The organism is Deinococcus humi (genome assembly GCF_014201875.1).
GTDB classification, from domain to species: Bacteria; Deinococcota; Deinococci; order Deinococcales; family Deinococcaceae; genus Deinococcus; species Deinococcus humi.
The window spans coordinates 62895-80851 of sequence record NZ_JACHFL010000019.1; the positions used below are offsets into that span (position 1 = coordinate 62895).

Annotated in this window: 17 protein-coding genes and 1 tRNA gene; 11 read left to right on the forward strand and 7 right to left on the reverse strand. The window is 65.8% G+C overall.

The window, feature by feature from the left end; translation table 11 throughout:
- Positions 1–439 precede the first annotated feature (439 nt).
- Positions 440–2392: a peptidylprolyl isomerase gene (locus HNQ08_RS22705; protein ID WP_184137171.1), complete on the reverse strand. Its 1953-nt coding sequence runs from the start codon at positions 2390–2392 to the stop codon at positions 440–442.
- Positions 2393–2437: 45 nt separating this feature from the next.
- On the opposite strand from HNQ08_RS22705, the gene HNQ08_RS22710 reads away from it, so the two are divergent.
- From HNQ08_RS22710 to HNQ08_RS22725, 4 genes are all read left to right on the forward strand, one after another.
- Positions 2438–2514 (forward strand) — tRNA-Arg (locus HNQ08_RS22710).
- A gap of 228 nt (positions 2515–2742) precedes the next feature.
- Entirely contained in the window at positions 2743–3783 is a 1041-nt protein-coding gene (locus tag HNQ08_RS22715) for an SIS domain-containing protein (protein WP_184137173.1), read from the forward strand.
- Positions 3784–3870: 87 nt separating this feature from the next.
- Positions 3871–4632: a metallophosphoesterase family protein gene (locus tag HNQ08_RS22720; protein WP_184137175.1), complete on the forward strand. Its 762-nt coding sequence runs from the start codon at positions 3871–3873 to the stop codon at positions 4630–4632.
- A 46-nt stretch (positions 4633–4678) separates the two neighbouring features.
- Positions 4679–5602 carry an AAA family ATPase gene (locus tag HNQ08_RS22725; RefSeq protein ID WP_184137177.1) on the forward strand — a complete coding sequence of 308 codons (924 nt, stop codon included), beginning with the start codon at positions 4679–4681 and terminating at the stop codon, positions 5600–5602.
- A 97-nt stretch (positions 5603–5699) separates the two neighbouring features.
- On the opposite strand, the gene HNQ08_RS22730 is transcribed toward HNQ08_RS22725, so the two are convergent.
- Genes HNQ08_RS22730 through HNQ08_RS22740 form a run of 3 tightly spaced genes read right to left on the reverse strand, consistent with a single transcriptional unit; the run spans position 5700 to position 6704 of the window.
- Complete coding sequence (locus HNQ08_RS22730; RefSeq protein WP_184137179.1) at positions 5700–6368, reverse strand: HD-GYP domain-containing protein; 669 nt, start codon at positions 6366–6368, stop codon at positions 5700–5702.
- Complete coding sequence (locus HNQ08_RS22735; protein ID WP_184137181.1) at positions 6365–6553, reverse strand: hypothetical protein; 189 nt, start codon at positions 6551–6553, stop codon at positions 6365–6367. The genes HNQ08_RS22730 and HNQ08_RS22735 overlap by 4 nt, the downstream gene beginning before the upstream one ends.
- A 10-nt stretch (positions 6554–6563) precedes the next feature.
- On the reverse strand, positions 6564–6704 hold the full coding sequence (locus HNQ08_RS22740) for a hypothetical protein (RefSeq protein WP_184137183.1): 141 nt from the start codon (positions 6702–6704) through the stop codon (positions 6564–6566).
- A 326-nt stretch (positions 6705–7030) separates the two neighbouring features.
- Between HNQ08_RS22740 and HNQ08_RS22745 the strand changes: the two genes are divergently transcribed.
- Positions 7031–8641 carry an AfsR/SARP family transcriptional regulator gene (locus HNQ08_RS22745; protein ID WP_184137185.1) on the forward strand — a complete coding sequence of 537 codons (1611 nt, stop codon included), beginning with the start codon at positions 7031–7033 and terminating at the stop codon, positions 8639–8641.
- Positions 8642–8728: 87 nt separating this feature from the next.
- On the opposite strand, the gene HNQ08_RS22750 is transcribed toward HNQ08_RS22745, so the two are convergent.
- Positions 8729–9124 (reverse strand): 2Fe-2S iron-sulfur cluster-binding protein, encoded by a 396-nt coding sequence (locus HNQ08_RS22750; RefSeq protein ID WP_184137187.1) that lies wholly within the window; start codon positions 9122–9124, stop codon positions 8729–8731.
- A 266-nt stretch (positions 9125–9390) separates the two neighbouring features.
- Between HNQ08_RS22750 and HNQ08_RS22755 the strand changes: the two genes are divergently transcribed.
- The gene (locus tag HNQ08_RS22755) at positions 9391–11148 is read left to right on the forward strand and encodes a proline--tRNA ligase (RefSeq protein WP_184137189.1); all 1758 of its coding nucleotides are present in this window, start codon (positions 9391–9393) and stop codon (positions 11146–11148) included.
- Between the two features lie 143 nt (positions 11149–11291).
- Here the strand turns inward: HNQ08_RS22755 and HNQ08_RS22760 are convergent, their stop codons facing one another.
- Complete coding sequence (locus tag HNQ08_RS22760; RefSeq protein WP_184137191.1) at positions 11292–12413, reverse strand: GGDEF domain-containing protein; 1122 nt, start codon at positions 12411–12413, stop codon at positions 11292–11294.
- Between the two features lie 120 nt (positions 12414–12533).
- Here HNQ08_RS22760 and HNQ08_RS22765 point away from each other — a divergent pair, with 120 nt between their 5' ends.
- Positions 12534–13166 carry a rhomboid family intramembrane serine protease gene (locus HNQ08_RS22765; protein WP_184137194.1) on the forward strand — a complete coding sequence of 211 codons (633 nt, stop codon included), beginning with the start codon at positions 12534–12536 and terminating at the stop codon, positions 13164–13166.
- A 76-nt stretch (positions 13167–13242) separates the two neighbouring features.
- On the opposite strand, the gene HNQ08_RS22770 is transcribed toward HNQ08_RS22765, so the two are convergent.
- Positions 13243–13860, reverse strand: a complete 618-nt coding sequence (locus HNQ08_RS22770; protein WP_184137196.1) for a VOC family protein — start codon at positions 13858–13860, stop codon at positions 13243–13245.
- 67 nt (positions 13861–13927) lie between these two features.
- Between HNQ08_RS22770 and HNQ08_RS22775 the strand changes: the two genes are divergently transcribed.
- The 4 genes from HNQ08_RS22775 to HNQ08_RS22790 all read left to right on the forward strand — a co-directional run bounded on the left by HNQ08_RS22775 (position 13928) and on the right by HNQ08_RS22790 (position 17901).
- A complete protein-coding gene (locus HNQ08_RS22775; protein ID WP_184137198.1) occupies positions 13928–14113 on the forward strand; it encodes a hypothetical protein in 186 nt (61 codons plus the stop codon).
- Between the two features lie 205 nt (positions 14114–14318).
- On the forward strand, positions 14319–16007 hold the full coding sequence (locus HNQ08_RS22780) for a long-chain fatty acid--CoA ligase (RefSeq protein WP_184137200.1): 1689 nt from the start codon (positions 14319–14321) through the stop codon (positions 16005–16007).
- Between the two features lie 108 nt (positions 16008–16115).
- Entirely contained in the window at positions 16116–16883 is a 768-nt protein-coding gene (locus HNQ08_RS22785; protein WP_184137202.1) for a nucleotidyltransferase domain-containing protein, read from the forward strand.
- Positions 16884–16893: 10 nt separating this feature from the next.
- Complete coding sequence (locus HNQ08_RS22790; RefSeq protein WP_184137204.1) at positions 16894–17901, forward strand: alpha/beta hydrolase; 1008 nt, start codon at positions 16894–16896, stop codon at positions 17899–17901.
- Positions 17902–17957: the final 56 nt, after the last annotated feature.

The window sequence follows — 17957 nt, forward strand, 5'->3', positions numbered from 1 at the left end:
CCTGTCCAGACGCGCTGATCAGCGCCGGACGTCCTTGTGTCGATCATTCATTTACGCTGCTCTGGACGCCATAAATGGAACGCTAACCTGAGCTGTCAATGAGGGCGATGAGACCATTCGCAAGGGCTAATGCGGAGGGCCATTCTTTCAAAATCGGCCTATTTTAAGTGTACTTAGCGACTGAATCGCACTCTTGGCCCCTCAGGGGCGACCTTGCGTTCGACCGTGCCATCTGGCTGGGGCTGCTGTTTCAGCATGACTCACGCGTTGGATGCTTGAGTAAGTCGGCCACATCCGACCAGCACATCTGAGCTTCCGATACTGCCGTCATTTCGAAAAGATTTTTTTATCGGCTTTGCGGCGTTCATTGTCTATATCAGGGACAACCGAATGAAAACAGGCAACCCCTTGAGGGGTTGCCTGTTCAGAGAGGAAAGCCTCAGCGGGTGGCTGGTGCCGCGTCGGTGGCCGGAGGCGTCGTGCTGTCCGTGGGGGCAGGCGTGGTCTCGACAGGGGCCGCATCGGTGGGTGCAGTGTCGGCAGGGGCGGCGCTGTCAGTTGCTCCCGGAGTGGCGGAATCGGTGGCGGGCGTCGTCGGCTTGGGTTCGGCGGCGGCCACCCGTTTGGCCTGGGCCGCCAGCACCTTCTCCAGATTGTCGGTGGGCTTCAGGGCGGCGACTTCCTTGCTCACGAAGGCCTGGCCGGCCTCGTTCTTCTTGGCCGCCAGCACCTGCGATTGGATCTGGGCACGCACGGCCGCCAGCGACTGGGTGACTGCCGGCTTCAGATCGGTGACGTACAGCACCGAGTACCGGTCTCCAACCTTCACCACATCGCTCAGGCTGCCCTCGCCCGCATCCTTGAGGGTCTTGGCACTGAACACGGCTGCTTCCAGTTCGGGACTCAATTTGCTGTCACCGGCGGTCACCGCGCCGCGTTCGCTGACGGTCCCCCCGGCCTTGCCTGCCGCCGCTGTGAAGTCGCCGTTGCCGTTCCAGTCGGTACGGAAGGCCAGTGCCTGGTTGCGGTCACGGAAGCTGGCCTCGCTGACGGTGGCGCTGGCGGGGGTCTGGAACTGCTCCTTGTTCTGATCGTAGTACGCCTGCAGATCGGCGTCGGTCACTTTCACGTCCCGCGCGCCGTAGGCGGCCAGGCCCTGAGCGATGTCCTGGCGCGTGCCGGTCAGGTTCAGCTTCAGCTTCTCGGCGATCGTGGGGGCAGCGTAGGTCTGGATCAGACCCTGCGTCACCTGCGGCTTGAGAATGCCGTTGACCAGCCCAGCGGCCTGCTCAGGCGGCACCTGCTGAAGCAGCGAGGCGAACTGCTGGTTGCTGACCACGCCCTCCACCACTTCCGAATACGGGATGTCCCTGCCCGCGACGCTGGCGACGGTGGGGTTCTCGATCTTCCAGTTGGGATCGACGTACTCGATCTTGGCGTCCTTCTCCAGCCCGGCCAGCCACTGCTCCAGGGCAGCGTTCTCCTTCTGGGTCTTCAGGGCAGTCACGACGTCGTTCTTGGCCTCGTCGAAAGGCTTGGGGGCGGGCGGCAGGTACTTCTCGACCTTGACGATGTAGAACTTGCCGCCGCTGGAGACCACGTCGGTCAGGCCGCCGTCCGTCAGGGCAAACGCTGCTGCGCCCACCTCGGCGGGCAGGGCCACCTGGGCCACCGGGCGGGGGGCGCCGTTCTCGATGGGGCCGAGCGCACCGCCGCGATCCTTGAATTCACTGCTGTTGGCCGAAGCCAGCGCCGCGAAATCCGCGCCGTTCCTGGCCTGGGCCAGCAGGTCCTTGGCCTTGGCCTCGTCCGCCACCACGATCTGACGGCCCACGATGCGCGCGTCGCTCTGGAAGGCTTCGGGGTTCAGGTCGTAATACAGCTTCGCCTCAGCGTCGGTGGGAGCGGGAGTGGCCTTCTTCAGCTCGTCGACCTTGCGCTGGATGGCGATGCTGTCGCGAATCTGGGCGCGGGCAGCAGCGTCGCTCAGGCCGACGCCCTGCAGGAAATCGGTCCAGGCCTTGTTGTCTTTGAGGTCGCGCTGTTCGCGAACCTTGTCTACCTCGGCGTTTACGTCGGCGCGGCTGACCTTGATGTCCTGCGTGGCCCCGGTGACCAACGCCTGCTGAATCTGGTTGGCAACCACGACAGTCTTGAAATCGTCGCCCAGCACGCCGGTATCGGTGCTGCTCAGGACTGGGTTGCCCCGGCGGGCCTGGTCCAGTTGCTCCGCCGTGATGGTCTGTCCATTGACCTTCAGGGCTGGGACGCCGTTGACCTGGTTGCGATTGAACAGGCCGGCGATGTTGGGGGTGAACTGGTAGGCCATGCCGACCACCAGAAGCAGGGCCAGCACGATCAGCATGACGTTGGTGACTTTCTTTCGGTTCACTTGATCTCCTTAAATATTGGTGCTAGCGTACCTGAAGCCCTGCATGCACTCGTAGCTCAGGTGGATAGAGCGTTGGCCTCCGAAGCCAAAGGCCACTGGTTCAAGTCCAGTCGAGTGCACCATTCATGTTCACGGTCCAAGTCACGCCACCCTGCGGGGTGGTTTTTTCGTGGATTGGGTCAGGTTGGAAGGGCACAGCCAGCCAGCACACGCGCAGCAAACACACGCGCAGGAGTCTAGCATGCAAGGTTAAACGGGCGTGAAGCCGGAAAGCCCGTTGTGGCGGCCCTTTTTTGCTGCCTTCAGGCATCTGGAAGGCGAGTGGCGGCGCTGGCCTGTACGCTGGGGACATGAGCGATCCCACCTCCAATTCCACCACGCCGTCCGGCGGCCTGCTGGGTCTGCTGTCGCGCCTGCCCGGCAGCTACGCCGGTCCACAGACGCCCGAAACCGCCCCCTACGGCCTCGTCGGCGTGGGCGAGGGCACACTGGCGGCTCACCTGCTCCAGGCCTTGGCCCTGCCCAGCCTGACGCGCTCCGGCACGCAGTTCGTGCTGGGCAGCCCAGACGCCGGAACCCTGGCCACCGATTACGCCGATCTTGCCGAGGTCGCCGGAGCCACCGCACGCCGTATCAGCACCGGAGGCCGCCCCGATGAGATTGACGTGCTGGTGCCGGGTGGACCGCTGTCCACCTACCACTTCGCGCAGGCGGTGGCCTACGCCAGCGGTCACGCCGAGGAAGCCCGGCAGGCCGACGCCGCCATGGCCGATCTGGCCGCCCGCTGCGCGCCGAACATCGAGGAGAATAACCCGGCCCGCGATCTAGCCTGGAGCCTGTGGGGGCGCACGCCGCTCCTGCTCTCGGCCCCCGACGCGGACGCCCTGCCGCACGCCTGGCAGCAATTGCTGGCGCGCACTGGTAAGACGCTGGCTGTGCCGCTGCTGGGCGACGTTCTGCCGTTGACCTGCGGGGCGTTCGACGCCCGGCACGAGCAGGGCGACGCCAAGGTGGCCCTGCTGCTGGGCGACACCGATCCGGCCCTGCTGCTGGCCCGCGAGATTCTGGAGTCGCGTATCGACGAGATCATCCACGTGCCCGCCCCGAACGGCGCCCAGGGCTACCCTGCCGCACTGGCATTGTGGTACTTCGGCGCATGGGTGGCCGCCTACCTGGCCGAGCGCTACGACGCCGAACCGGCGGATCCTGCCGTGCTGGCCCGCGCCCAGGCCACCCTGAGCGGCGAGGGCGGGGGTAGGACGGATGGGGACCTGCGCCTGAGTGCGCCCCGCGACGACCTGCGGCGTACCCGTGTGCAGGAGGAACCCGACTGGGCCGACGATAACGATGAGGACGATCTCGATGACCCGGAGGACCGGGAAGAGGACTGAGCGGGGCGCTCGGCAGCACCCAGGGCTTGCCTGGAGTGAGTTCATCCATTCGTCCGGAGGCGATGTGCCCTGCGGTCGGGCGCTATTATGCGGAATGTGCGGCTGCTGTTGCTCTCCGACATTCACGCCAACAACACTGCACTCGGGGCGGTGCTGAAGGACGCGTCTTCACGCCGTTACGATGGTGTGGTCCACCTGGGCGACGCGCTGGGCTACGGTCCCAACCCACGCGAAGTGCTGGATGTGCTGCGCGATCTGGACGCCGTATGCATCATGGGCAACCACGATCAGATGCTGCTGGAATACGTTGATGGCAAGCGGGCCAGCCGCGACAGCGTGGTGTCGCTGGCGCTCAGATGGCAGATCGAGCGCCTCTCGGAACGTGACATCGCCTGGGTCCGCACCTGGCGCGACGGCATTGACGACCCGGATGTGGGCGCGCGCTACCGCCACGGCACCCCAGTCAGCCTGGACGAGTACACCGATTCGGTGGCGGCGGCCCGCGAGGCCTTCGGGCAGTGGCAGGGCCGCCTGGGTTTCGTGGGCCACACCCACGTGCCCGCTGTCTACGCCACCCTGAACGCTCCCACGGGTGAATGGATCAAGGGCCAGCTGTTCCACGACGGCGGCAGTTACATGGTTCCGCCCACCACCCGCGTGATCCTCAACCCGGGTAGTGTGGGCCAGCCGCGCGACGGCAACCCCAGGGCCAGCTACGGCCTCTACGACACCGTGCGTTCGCAGTTCGAGGTCATCCGTGTGGCCTACGACATTCCCCGTGCCCAGGAAGCGTCGCTGGAGGCGGGGTTGCCACAGGTGCTGGCGGCGCGGCTGGCTGTCGGCAAGTGAGCGGCGTGAACCACATTGCTGGCGGCTTGCCCATCTGTTATCCGGCATGACCCTGCACGCTTCCTTGATTGAACAGGCCGACGCCTTTACCGGCAACGCGCTCCTGCTGACCGGCCCGGCGCGGGTGGGCAAGCGGGCGGTGGCGCAGGCCATCGCGGCGGCGCAGAATTGCCAGGGCGCGCGGGGTATGGACGGCGAGGCCTGCGGGGTGTGCCGGTCGTGTCTGGCCCTGGCGGCGGGGGGACACCCGGACCTGCTGCTGGTCGAACCGCGCGCCACTACCACCACCGGCAAAACAGCGCGGCGCAAGCTGATTCCCATTGGCGCGGTGCTGCAAGGGCGTGACAAGGGGCGCGAGTACGAGACCCATATCTACGAATTTCTGGAAGTGCGCCCCACCTTCAATCGCCGGGTGGTGATCGTGGACGGCGCGGAGTATCTGGGGCCGGAGGCCGCCAACGCCCTGCTGAAACTGGTGGAGGAGCCCCCGCACCGCGCCCTGTTCCTGTTTCTGGCCGAGGACCGCCGTTCGGTGTTGCCCACCATCGTCAGCCGCAGTGCCCGTCTGGGGGTGGCCCCACTGGCCGATCACACCATCGAGTCGGCCCTAATTCGCACAGGCCAGGCAGCCGACGCCGAGCTGATCGCCTTTGCTGCTGGACGTGCAGGTGTACTGGCCGATCTGGACGGCGTCCGCACAGCACTGGAAGATGCCCGCGAACTGGACAACTCGCTGGGCGTGAGCCTGCTGAGCGCGCTGGAAGCTGCCGAGCGGCTGGAGAAACGTTTCGATCCGGCGTGGCATCCTGAGGCATTGCGCTTCACCTGGCGCGAACGTCCGGCCCACCAGCGTGCCCGTGCCGACGCGGCTCTTGATACCCTGCAAAGCGCGCTGGAAGCGTATGCCAGTCCCAGCCTCAGCTATCAGGTCTTCGCGCTGAATGTACGTGATGCATTCGGCATGAGCTGACTGCTCCAGTGCTCACGCCACAACAGCAAAAAACGCAACTTCCCCGTGATGAAGTTGCCGCCAATCCCTGGTCTTAAACTGTTGGAACGAAGAAAATTCAGTCCAGCGGAAAGCCGGGATGCTGGTGCCAGGGAAGCACTCGGTACACAAAAACCTGAACCAGGTGAGGTTCAAAGGCTGTGCCGGAGTGTTGCAGCAGATACGCGGTGGCCTCGTCATTGGTCCAGGCCGGGCGGTATGGGCGATCTGAGACCAGAGCGTCGTAGACGTCGGTCACCTTGATGATACGGGCCAGCAGCGGAATGGACTCGCCGATCAGACCCAGCGGATATCCCTCGCCGTCCCAGCGCTCGTGATGGTGCAGAATGGCCCCCAGAATCTCATGGTTGACCTGTGGGGCGGTGCGGGCCAGACGGTGGCCCAAACTGGGGTGTTGCTGGATGACCTTAAATTCTGTTGGCGTCAGTGCGCCTGGTTTATCCAGGATCCTGGCGCTGATCGCGGCCTTGCCGATGTCGTGCAGCAGTGCGGCCCAGACGATCTGGCGGACATCCCATGCTCCCTGGAGCAGTCCCGCCGCTTCAGCTAGTTTCAGGGACAGGTCCATCACCCGGCGGTCATGCTCGGTGCAAGAACGACCGACCACCGCCATCGCCCAGGTGTTCACTTCGCGGACGTTCGTTTCAATCAGCTGATCATGGGCACGTGGATCAACATTCCATGCCGCATTGGCTTGGTTGTTCCAGGAAGCCCACTTGCGGTTCATTCCAGGCCAGCACAGGACAGGCGACCCATCCGGAACGAGAGGCTGTCCATGCGATTGGTCAGCAAGGAGGCGCTGGCAGCCCGCACGTTGGAGGCGGAAGTACTCTGCTGACGCAACTGGGCTCCGGCAGGGGCGTTGAAGGATTCACGGACCTGTTGCATTTTGCGGGGATAAGATACGGCCATGTCTCTCGCCTTACTTTCCGGTCACGCTGGACTGGACGGTGGTCGTGTTAGGAGTGCGCTCGAGGCCGGGGCAACCGATCTGAACCGCGCTGGCCGAGGTCACAGTCAGGGCAATGACGAAGCTGATCAGGGCGCGCAGGGTCTTTTTCATAAAGTTATCTTAACCGGTTAAGTGTGAATAAGCGTTCAAACCGTCTGGCACAGCTTCAAGCCGACTTTGAGGTCGGAGACTATCACTCTGTTTTAACAGCTTTACGGGCGCAGGATGACCTCAGCGCCATCGAGATGACTTGGCTCGGGATTTCCCTGCTGCGAACTAGCCAGTTTGCAGAGGCTGAGCAGTCGCTCGAGATGGCCATGGCGCTTGGAAATGACGAGGCAGCCGTGGAATACGGCAACTTGCTACGGGCTACGGGTGAAAACAGGAAAGCTGCGGCTCATTTTGGTGAATTGCTCCCGCGTCTGACGGGAGAACTCTTGTTCCGAGCACTCCGCTGGTATGGAGTGACCTTACAGCAACTGGGTGAGCCGGGCGCGATCAAGGCCATCGAAGAGTCCAGGCGGGGTTACCTCTCACTGGGCGATAAGAAGGTTGCGGCACGCATCTCTCATACCCTGGCTTCCACCTACGCATTGAGAGGCGAATTGCCCACTGCACTTAAACTTCTCAACAACGCCCTTCCTGTGCTTGAGCAGGATCTCAATCGGCGCCCTCTGCTGGCAGCTCTCTACACGTTGATCGATATTCAGGTTGAGGCGGGCCAGCTGGATACAGCGGTGGAGACGATTGAAAAAGCGCAGGACCTTGCCAGCGAAATGCAGGATGAGTACATCTCGCTGCATCTCGACGCTCGAAAAATAAATATCTTGCTCTTAAGGGGCGATTACGGGGGCTTTGTCGAGCATCTCCTCGACCTGGCGGAGCGTGGCGAAAAACTCCGTGAGTTCTATGTCACCGAATACGCCCTTTCGCACCTTGCCAACCATTACAGCCGGATCGGGGAGCATGCCGAGGCAGTCCGGACCATTGCCCGCCTGCGCGCCCTGAATCCCGATCTGTCGCTGTACGCGCGGGTGGTTCTGGCCATGATGGCCCTGCGGCGCGGTGATAGCGCCTCGGCCTTGCGGATGCACCTGGAGGTGCGCGACGAGGCCACGCGGCGCGGCGCGCATATCGACGCCACCCGCGCCCTGCTGCTGGCCGCCTTCAGCGCTTACCGCATGAACGATCTGCCCCGCTGCAACGGTCTGCTCTCGGAAGCGCTGCTGGAACTGGCGGGGTTGCCCCACGCCCAGTCGCAGGCCTCGATCGCGCCCGATCTGCGGGAAATCGAGGAAATGCTGGCCTACGCGCGCCTGCAACCCAACCTGGCCCCGCTGCTGGAAGCCGCGCTGGAGGACGCTTCCGCTCTGGGCGGGACCCTGCGCGACGATCTCTTTACCAGCGGCATGCGCCTGGAGATCATGACACTGGGCCAGGAACTGGTGCTGCGCGACGGCGTTCCCTGCGCCATGCGTGTGCGCGGCAGTGTGGCGGTGCTGGCCTGCCTGGCTCTCCATCCGCGCAGCACGCGTCAGGATGTGGTGACGCAACTGTGGCCGGACCGTGATCCCAAGAAGGCCGCCACGTATTTCCGGCAATGTATCACCGACATCCGCGAGGCCATCGGGGCGGACGTCGTGCTGGTGGAGGGCGCCCATCAGGCCCCCGAATACCGCCTGAGCAGCAAGGCCAGCGTAACCCTGGACAGTCAGCGGGTGCTACAACTGATTGCCAACGGCCAGTTGCCCGCCGCCGTGGCCGCCTACAAGGGCGAGTTTCTGCCCAGCCTGCAGGAAAGTGAGTGGGCCGAGGAGCAGCGCATCACCATTCAGCGGGCGCTGGTGGGGTCGCTGCGTGCCGAATTACGGGCCTCGCAGATTGAGCGCGGGCAGGAGCGGCGGGTGGTGTTGCTGGCCACCGCTATTCTGGGCATCGATCCCAATGACACCGAGACCGAGGACCTACGGCTGGACGTGGCGCGTCAGGTGTCCAGTCCCTCGGAAATCGCCCGCTTCGAGGCCGAGCGGCACCGCCGGATGAACTGAACGCCATCCGACAGCTTCATCCTGACCCGGACCCAAAGTGAAGCCTGCTGCTCGCCCGCCCGATGGTCGGTTGGCCTGCCTGAAAGACTAGCCCTCGGTGGACGCGCCGGGTCGGGTGGTCCATTCGGGAGTCGGTTCAATGGTCTCAGCGGGGGCCTTGCCGGGCTCCAGGCCGCTGCTTGCTGCCGTTTGCAGCGGTGTGAGTTGCATACCCGGTGCGCATTCAATCTGGCAAGACAGCCGGGCCTGACCCAGCAGGTCCTTCTCGGTCAGCTTGTCGTGCTCGGCCAGCGTCATGGCGTCGGGCTCGCCCTCCTGAAAGGACACGCGGCAGGTGGTGCAGCGGGCCACGCCGCCGCAGCGATGGAGGATGTCCACGCCGCCACGTTCCAGCGCCAGCACCAGCCGCTCGCCCGTGCGCGCCGTGATCTCTCCGAAGCCTTCGACCTGAAGGGTGATGGTTTGAGGATTGGTCTGGGTCATGGTGGACAGCATGGCATGGAGAGAGGCCTGTCGCCCTGTGGGGAGGCTTCGTTTCGTCCCAGCTTGACCGAACCGGCCCCTGACCTGTAGCCTCTGCGCCATGAGCGAGCAGACGTTCCCCCACACGCGGCCCCCCGGAGGGCTGCTGCGTGTTGGTGCGGGCCTGCCCGTGCTCCCGCCGCCCTCTGGGGTGTAGACACGTCACCGTTGCCGGACGCGTCCCCGTGACGCTCGCCCTGTCGTCTACACACTGTGAAGGGAGAAAAATGCGCCTATCGAAAGGCACCCTCGTCACGCGGCGGGAAACGCCGTCGGAGGCGGACACACGCGGCACGGAAATGCTGCTGCGCGCCGGATTCATCCGTCAACTGGGCAGCGGGCTGTACACCACGCTGCCCCTCATGACCCGCGTCCTGCACAAACTCGAAGCCCTGATCCGCCGGGAACTGGACGGTGCGGCGCAGGAGGTCAGCTTCCCACAGCTGCAACCTGCCGCGCTGTGGCGTCAGTCCGGGCGCTGGGACGCCTACACCCAGGTGGAACAGATCATGTTCGCCGTGACGGACCGGGGTGGGCGTGAACTGGCCCTGGCCCCCACCCACGAGGAAGTGGCCGTGGCCGTGGCGCGCGAACTGGTGGGCAGCTACCGCGATCTGCCCCTGAGCGTGTACCAGATCGGGCGGAAGTTCCGCGACGAGCTGAGGCCCCGCGCCGGGCTGCTGCGGACGCGCGAATTCGTAATGAAGGACGGCTACAGCTTTCACGCCACCCCGGAAGATCTGGCCCGGACCTTTGAGGTCATGGGCGACGCCTACGCCCGCATCCTGACCCGGCTGGGCGCCGAGTGGCGCGCGGCGCAGGCCGACAGCGGCCTGATCGGCGGGGCCGAGAGCCGCGAATACCTGCTGCTCTCGGACGTGGGCGAGGACACCCTGCTGTACACCGCCGATGGTCTGTACGTCGCGAATGCGGAGCGAGCCGTATCGCGCGCCCACCCGGCCCCGGCCAGCCCGTTTTCCTGCTTCGAGCGCCGCCACACACCCGGCACGTCGACGGTGGCAAGTGCCTGCGCCGCGCTGGGCTGCGAAGCCAGCCAGATGATCAAGAACGTGCTGTACGAGGCTGAATTTCTGGAGGGGGGGCAGCCCTCCACCCGGCCAGTGCTGGTCAGTCTGCGTGGGGACCACAGCGTCAATCCGGTCAAGCTGTGGAACGCCGTGTCCGCGCGGATAGATGGAACACTGACCGCGCTGGAGGTGGCCGATACAGAGCAGTGGGCTGGGGACCTGCCGCTGGGGTATCTCGCGCCCGACCTGCCGGACGGCACGGAACGCCCTTTCCTGCGCCTGTGCGACGGGGCGGCGGCGCACGCTCAGCACTTCGCGACCGGAGCCAACGAAACCGGTTTCCATGTGGTGGGCGCGAACTGGGGCCAGCAGTACCCGCTGCCCGAGGTCGCTGATCTGCGGCAGGTGGAGGCGGGGGAGCGGTCTATCCACGATCCGGCCCAGCCGCTGCTAGCAGCGCGCGGAATCGAGGTGGGCCATATCTTTCAGCTCGGCACGCGCTACACAGCGGCCATGAACCTGAGCTACACGGCCGCCGACGGCACCCCGCAGACCCCCACGATGGGCTGTTACGGCCTGGGTGTGACCCGGCTGGCAGCGGCGCTAGCCGAGCAGCTGGCCGACGAGCGCGGCCTGGTGTGGCCAGCCGTCATCGCCCCTTACGAGGTCATCCTGACCGTGGTGGACCTGCAGGACACGGCCCAGGTAGAGGCCGCCGAGGGGCTTTACGCCGAATTGCGTGCGGCGGGCGTGGACGCCCTGCTCGATGACCGCCCGTCGCGTGCAGGCGTCAAGTTCGCCGACGCCGATCTGACCGGTATTCCCTGGCGCGTGACCCTGGGGCGCACGGTTGGCTTGGGGCGCGCGGAGGTCAGGGAGCGGCGGGGCGGTGAGACCTGGGAACCGGGCCTGGGCAAGATCACCGGTTTCCTGCGGGCTCGTCTGGGCCAGCGGTAGGCAGCGCTATTTAGACCTCTCCTGATAGGAAGGGGATTGAAAACGCCTGGACATTCAGGCGGAGCAAGGAAGGAACGGAGTCTGGACATGCGGTGGACACCCCGGAGCGCTCCGAGGTGTCCACGAAGCAGACGGAAGCTGATTCAGGCCGTCACAAGCTCTTGCGGCTTCGCGTGACCCTGCATGACGGCCCGGTCCCGGCCAGAGGACTTGGCCGCGTACAGGGCGGCGTCGGCGCGTGCCAGCAGTCCATTGAAATCCTCGTCCGCCCGGACGCTGCTGGAGCCGATGCTGACCGTCACCTGAAGGTGATGCGGCCACGCCCACTCGCGGAACTCGGTGAGGAGCTGCTCGGCGCGCGCCTGGGCACGCTCTGGCGTCGTGCCCGGCATCACCACGATGAATTCCTCGCCTCCCCAGCGGCCCAGGGTGGGTGGCGGCGCACCGGGCTCGGTGGCGCAGTTGCGCAGCACCTGCCCCGCCGCAACAAGCACCTCATCGCCCACACCGTGGCCGTGCCGGTCGTTGATCCGCTTGAAATGGTCCAGATCAATCAGAAAAATGGACCCCGCCTGCCCGCGTGCCGCGTCTTTCAGCAGGGCGTCCACTGCCGGATACACGGCGTGGCGGTTGGGCAGCCCGGTCAACGGATCCGTGAAGGCCATCTGCCGCAGCAATTCCTGAGTCTGGGCCTGCGTGGCGTACTGGGCACGAAACCACGACAGCCCCCATACCAGCAGAAACACCATGGTGGCATTGAGCTGCACCCTTACGAGGCCGGGGGCAGACGGCGCGGTGTGAGTCTCGGGCAGCAGCCACGGCAGCAGCAGAGTGAAGGGCAGGTAGGTCAGATTGAAAGCCGTGGCGCGGCGCGGCGGCAACGCCAGGAAGGCCAGAACACAGACACACATGACCGCCCAGTACGGTCCGCTGTTGGGGTAGGCCCCTGGCAACGAGGGGGCTTTGAGGCTGACCAGCACAATATGGGCGACGCTTGCGGCTGCCAGGACCCCCACCGAGGCCAGCTCGACCACGATCAGCGCCCGGCGGGTCAGCAACCACCACAGGGCCAGCACATTGAGGCCCAGCACCCAGGGCGCAACGTACTGCAGGTAAGGTTCCTGCAGATTCAGGATGCGTTGCATCAAGATCCCGAACAGCACCAGCGCCACGCCGCAAACCACCACGCCGGTATACAGCCGCCGCCGGAGCGTCTCGCCGTGAGGATCGCGCCTCGGCAGGTGGAGATCGGTGTGCGGGCTCATGCGCCTCCAGGATAGTCAGCTCGCTCTTGCTCCTGCCTGACAGTTGCTTGAGGAGCGTGTATTTCTTGTCGTCGGACCTGCTCCGCCGAACCTCATCCTCTTATCCCGCAAACTGGGGGCATGAGACCGCCGCCCCCCGTTCGCCGCCCACAGTCCTCGATTGCGCCGGGGCGGCCACAGTTTGGTCCTGCGCTGGGCGTCACCGCCGTGCTCGTCGGCCTCGTGTGGATTCAGGAGATCGTCGATCTGCTCGGCTTCGGCGGGAGGCTGGACTATTACGGCATCGAGCCTCGCGTGCCCGGCACTTTCTGGCATGTGCTGACCGCTCCTTTTCTGCACTACGGCTTTGCCCACCTGATCGCCAACACCGTGCCGCTGGCGGTGCTGGCCTTCATGAGCGCGGTGCGCGGCGTGGGGCGGTTTCTGGCCGTGACGCTGGTGGTGGCGGTGGTGGGCGGCGGGCTGGTGTGGCTGTTCGCGCGCGGCGGCAGCGTGCATCTGGGGGCCAGCGAGCTGATCTTCGGTTACCTAGCCTACCTGCTGGGCGTGGGCTGGTGGGAGCGCACCCCCGCCGCGATTGGCGTGGCGGTGGTGGCGGCCGTGCTGTATGGCGGGATCCTGTGGGGCGTGCTGCCGGGCAATCCGGCGGTGTCCTGGGAAGCGCACCTGTTCGGCTTTATGGCTGGCCTGCTTGCGGCGTTGCTGCTGCATGGGCGCAGACCGGGGAGAGAGGTCAGACGCGCCAGCCGTTGAACCCTGTCACCGCAAATCGACTGACGATTCAACCGCTTGACCGTTGGTCCCCTGGACGATTCCTGAAAAGGGTCGTCTACCACTCGCCCAGCGTCACCGGGCCGCCCGGTGTTTCCAGCACCGCCCGCAACTCGGTCTGCGGAGCCTCGTAGACTTCCACCTCGCCCATGAACTCCAGACCGTCCAGCACGGCGCGCAGATGATCGGGCGTAGGCGTTCTCAGGCGCAGCTGGCCCAGCCGCACGCCCACGTCGGTCAATCGGCGCGGTGGCGGCACGGTGTGCCACACGATGCGCGACGGGGCGACACCCCCCATGGGTAGTCCGCCGTCTTCTGGCACGGTCAGCGCCCAGCGGTTCTCGCCGCGCGTGAGTTCTAGCACCTCTGGTCCCGGCTCCAGCGCCCCCACCGCCGCAACCCAGTGAATGAGTGCCGGGCCGTCCTCCAACTGCGCCTTCATCTCTGGGGTGTCCAGCCCGAACCAGCGGGGACGCGGCGGGATGGGCGCACCGGGGTCGGCGGCGATCACCTCCAGATAGCAGTCCGGTCCCAGCGACAGAAGCGCGTTGTGGGTGCCAAAATGGGCGTGTTTGCCGCCATCTTGCATCGGGACGCCCAGGCGGCCTTCGAGCCATGCACGGCCTTCTTCCAGACTGCGGGCAGCGATGACCAGATGATCGAGTGTAGCGGTCATAGGGGCAGCATACGCAGATCGTGACCTGCGGGCTTGAAGGGAGGCGTGGTCCCGCGCACGCTGGGGCATGAACCTGCGCCGCTGGCTTTCGGGGGTGTTCCGCCGTGACCTCTCGCGTCAGACCCCGCCCCGTGACGATCAGGACGATGGCCTAGGCGTGCTGGTGCCCGCCGGGCCGCGACCGCTGCGGGGCGGGGCGCACGCTCAGCCGCCAAAGCCGCAAGAAGATCGGCGGGATCTGCCGCGCAGGTAAGACTGCCTTTGCCCTGAAGCTTCCCGCCATTCATGGCGGGTTTTTCATCGGCCTGCGGCCCCGAGTCGGGAGAACGCAGGCACAGCTACGTCTCCAGGGCCTGGCACTCTCTATACTCGGCTCAAACACCGGAAGATTCCTGATCGGGTGGCCGCGAGAGGCCGCCACCGTTTTCTCTTTTTCTATCTCTCCACGGAGGCCAGCTATGCAAGGCAACATGATGGACGTTCAACTGACAGTTCCCACCATCCTGGAACGGATTCGCGGGCAGTACCGGAACCGCGAGGTGGTCAGTCTGCTGGCGGCGGGCCGCGACGAGGCAGGCAATCCGGTCCCTAAAAAGCACCACACCACCTACGGTGAGGTGGCTGACCGCGCCCTGCGGCTGGCGAGCGGCCTGCTGGGGCTGGGCCTGCAGAAGGGAGACCGGGTGGCGACGCTGGCGGTCAATTCCTTCCGGCACCTGGAGGCGTATCTGGGCGTGCCCAGCGCTGGACTGGTGCTGCACACCGTCAACATCCGCCTGCATCCCGAACAGGTGGCCTGGATCCTGAACGACGCTGAAGACCGCGTGTTGATGATCGAGAACGTCTTCGCCGCGATGGTCCCGGCGCTGAAGGCGGCCTGCCCCCGGCTGGAACAGGTCATCGTGATGGGGCCGCTGCCACAGGCCATCCCCGGCGTGCAGGACTACGACACCTTCGTGATGGGCGCCGAACCTCTAGCCCGCTATCCCCGCCTGGACGAGAACGAGGCGGCGGCTATGTGTTACACCTCCGGCACCACCGGCAATCCCAAGGGCGTGGTGTACACCCACCGTTCCACCGTGCTGCACTCGCTGGCTAGCGCTCCCAAGGACGCCCTGAACGTGGGTGAGGCCGACAGCGTGCTGCCCATCGTCCCGATGTTCCACGTCAATGCCTGGGGCTTGCCGTACACCTGTGCCATGTACGGCGCCAAACAGGTGTATGCCGGGGTTTTCAGCGACGGCAGGAGCATCGCCACCCTGCTTCAGGAGGAGGGGGTGACCATCACCGCCGGCGTGCCGACCATCTGGATGGGGCTGCTGGCCGAGCTGGACCGCGCGAAGGAGGCCGGGGAGCCTTACAATCTCGGTCCGCTTGAGCGCGTGATTGTGGGCGGCAGCGCCGCGCCCGAGGCCATGATCCGCGCCTTCCAGACGCGCCACGCCCTGACCATGCTGCAGGCCTGGGGCATGACCGAAACGCACCCGCTGGGCACCGCCAGCAGCGTCCCCTTTGACGTAGACCCCAACAGTGACGAGGGGTACAAGCTGCGGGCCAAGCAGGGCCGCACCGTGCCGCTGGTGTCGCTGGACATCGTGGACGGCGAGCGCAGGCGGCTGCCTCATGACGGCAAGACGATGGGCAACCTGATCGCGCGTGGCCCGTGGATCGCCAGCAGCTACTACAAGGGCGCGGGTCAGGACAACTTCTTCGATCTGGACGGCGAACTGTGGTTCGACACCGGGGACATCTCCACCCTGGACGAGCGCGGCTACATGCATATTCAGGACCGCAGCAAGGACCTGATCAAGTCGGGCGGCGAGTGGATCAGCAGCGTGGACCTGGAAAACGCCATCATGGCCCATCCCGCCGTGGCCCAGTGCGCCGTCATTGCGATGGACGATCCCAAATGGGACGAGCGCCCGCTGGCCGTGGTGGTTCCGCGCCCCGGCCAGAGCGTGACGCACCAGGAACTGCTGGAGCTGCTGGAACCTCAGTTCGCCAAGTTCTGGCTGCCTGACGCCACCGTGCTGACCGACAGCATTCCCATCGGCGCGACCGGCAAATTCCTGAAGCGTGAACTGCGCGAGGAATACCGAGGTTACTCGCCGACCAGATCGCCGGAGGGGGCTGAGCAGCCTCAGTAAACGCCTGGATAGCCAGCCTCTGATGAGCAGTGCCGCCTCCTGACATGGAGGCGGCACTTAGCTTTTTGGCCCATGTCGGCGGCGGGGGCGGCATGTCAGGCTCTGTCCATGTCCTTTGAAACGGTCCTGGCCGAAATTCTGCCTGAACTCCAGCGGGAGGAGGGTGTGCAGGCCATCTTCCTGACCGGCAGTGTGGCCCGCGGTGAGGCAGACGAGTTCAGCGATCTGGATATCAGCGTGCTGGTGAAGGCCGACCGCTTCGTCGGCAACACCGTGGCTTACCGGGGCGGCGTGCTGCTCAGCGTGGACCGTTCTACCGCCGCGCGCCGTGCCAGGGCTTTGACAGAGCCGGAAACAGCGCTGTGGAATCTGGTCTCCCTGCAAACGGGCGTGCCGCTGTATGATCCGGACGGCATTTTCGCCGACCTTCAGGCACGCGCGCGGGCAGTGCGCTGGAGCGCTCTGGCAGCACGGGCCGACGCGCGTGCCGCCGAGTTGCTGGCCGACAGCGCCGAGGAACTGCATAAGGTGATGGGCGGCCTGAAATCAGGCGACAACGCCAAGGTGGCCTATGCCTGTCTGGGCCTGACGCTGTCGCTGGGCAAGGCGGCGCTGCTGTCTGCCGGAAGCCCGATCCCCAGCGAGAACCGGTTCCTGAGCCTGGTGCGGGACGCCTGGACCGATACCGAATGGCATCAGGCTTACGGCACTCTGGCCGGCTTGGAAGGCGGCGACCTCCAGGCCAGAGGCCAAGCCGCGCTGCGCGCCTACCGCCGCGCGGCGGCTTTGCTGCGCTGGCCGGCTGGACCGCAGCGCGAGCTGGCGCATGGGGCGGCGGCGCAGGCAGCGGCTTTTTCCGCGACGCTCAGCACGTAGAATCTCGCCTATGGCCGTTTCCGTCTCCGGGCAGCACGTCACCTTCACTCCACCACCCGGCGCGGTGGCCCTGGTGGGAGATTTCACCGACTGGCGCAAGCAGGCGCCGCTGCCCATCGTTGCTGATCAGCCCCTGACGCTGGCGCTGCCGCGCGGCGCCTGGGTGGAATACGCCTGGCTGGACGCGGCGGGCGAGGCTTTCGCCGATCCCGACAACCCCCAGAAGTCACTGAATCCGTGGTGGCCGTACCCCCGGGCGGCCGTGGTGGGTGAGTACGCGCGACATCCGCTGTGGCTGACCCCAGAGGCGACCCGAAAGGGGACGGCCCAGCGTCTGACCTGGGACGGCGGAATCTTTCCTGGCACGCGCCGCGCCATCGTCTACACGCCACACGGCTACACGACAGGCACGCCGATTCCGGTGTACTACGTGCAGGACGGTGTGGCCTTCTACCGCACCGGCAAGCTGGGCGACGTGATGGACCGGGCGCTGGAGGCTGGGCTGGCGACGGGCGCGGCCCTGGTGTTCGTGGAGCCGGGAGACCGTAGCGAGGAGTATTACCTGAATGACCGCTACCTGGATTTCCTGACCGCAGAGGTCTTTCCGCGGGTGGAGGGCGAACTGGTGACCGTGCAGGAGCGTGGCTTGTGGGGCGCAAGCCTGGGCGGGCTGATCTCGCTGTACCTGGGCAGCCGTCACCCGGAACTGTTCAATCGGGTGGTCAGCCACAGCGGGGCTTTCATCGCCCGGCCAGGGGCGCGGGACACGGCAGGCGTGATCGACACCACCGGGGCCGGGGAATGGCTGCTGGAAGACCTGCGCCGAAGCCCCCCCAGGCACCTGAGAACCAGCCTGGACACCGGCGTCCTGGAATGGCTGACTGGCCCGAACCGCCGGATGGCGGGCCTGTTCGCCGATGGGGGGTTGCCCCATCAATACCGTGAGTATCCCAGTGGCCACAACTGGGTCACCTGGCGCGAGGCGCTGCCGGAGGCGTTCCTGTACATGCAGGGGTAGGGCGCCCCACGCCGCTCCTCACCACCTACCCGGCCCGGCGCGGCATAGTCGCACCA

What these genes read in the sequence shown, in the direction of transcription:
- HNQ08_RS22715 (WP_184137173.1), top strand. Translation starts at nt 2,743, where the DNA reads ATGAGCGATCCCACCTCCAATTCCACCACGCCGTCCGGCGGCCTGCTG.
- HNQ08_RS22720 (WP_184137175.1), top strand. Translation starts at nt 3,871, where the DNA reads ATGCGGAATGTGCGGCTGCTGTTGCTCTCCGACATTCACGCCAACAAC.
- HNQ08_RS22725 (WP_184137177.1), top strand. Translation starts at nt 4,679, where the DNA reads ATGACCCTGCACGCTTCCTTGATTGAACAGGCCGACGCCTTTACCGGC.
- HNQ08_RS22730 (WP_184137179.1), bottom strand. Translation starts at nt 6,368, where the DNA reads ATGAACCGCAAGTGGGCTTCCTGGAACAACCAAGCCAATGCGGCATGG.
- HNQ08_RS22735 (WP_184137181.1), bottom strand. Translation starts at nt 6,553, where the DNA reads ATGGCCGTATCTTATCCCCGCAAAATGCAACAGGTCCGTGAATCCTTC.
- HNQ08_RS22740 (WP_184137183.1), bottom strand. Translation starts at nt 6,704, where the DNA reads ATGAAAAAGACCCTGCGCGCCCTGATCAGCTTCGTCATTGCCCTGACT.
- HNQ08_RS22750 (WP_184137187.1), bottom strand. Translation starts at nt 9,124, where the DNA reads ATGACCCAGACCAATCCTCAAACCATCACCCTTCAGGTCGAAGGCTTC.
- HNQ08_RS22755 (WP_184137189.1), top strand. Translation starts at nt 9,391, where the DNA reads ATGCGCCTATCGAAAGGCACCCTCGTCACGCGGCGGGAAACGCCGTCG.
- HNQ08_RS22760 (WP_184137191.1), bottom strand. Translation starts at nt 12,413, where the DNA reads ATGAGCCCGCACACCGATCTCCACCTGCCGAGGCGCGATCCTCACGGC.
- HNQ08_RS22765 (WP_184137194.1), top strand. Translation starts at nt 12,534, where the DNA reads ATGAGACCGCCGCCCCCCGTTCGCCGCCCACAGTCCTCGATTGCGCCG.
- HNQ08_RS22770 (WP_184137196.1), bottom strand. Translation starts at nt 13,860, where the DNA reads ATGACCGCTACACTCGATCATCTGGTCATCGCTGCCCGCAGTCTGGAA.
- HNQ08_RS22775 (WP_184137198.1), top strand. Translation starts at nt 13,928, where the DNA reads ATGAACCTGCGCCGCTGGCTTTCGGGGGTGTTCCGCCGTGACCTCTCG.
- HNQ08_RS22780 (WP_184137200.1), top strand. Translation starts at nt 14,319, where the DNA reads ATGCAAGGCAACATGATGGACGTTCAACTGACAGTTCCCACCATCCTG.
- HNQ08_RS22785 (WP_184137202.1), top strand. Translation starts at nt 16,116, where the DNA reads ATGTCCTTTGAAACGGTCCTGGCCGAAATTCTGCCTGAACTCCAGCGG.
- HNQ08_RS22790 (WP_184137204.1), top strand. Translation starts at nt 16,894, where the DNA reads ATGGCCGTTTCCGTCTCCGGGCAGCACGTCACCTTCACTCCACCACCC.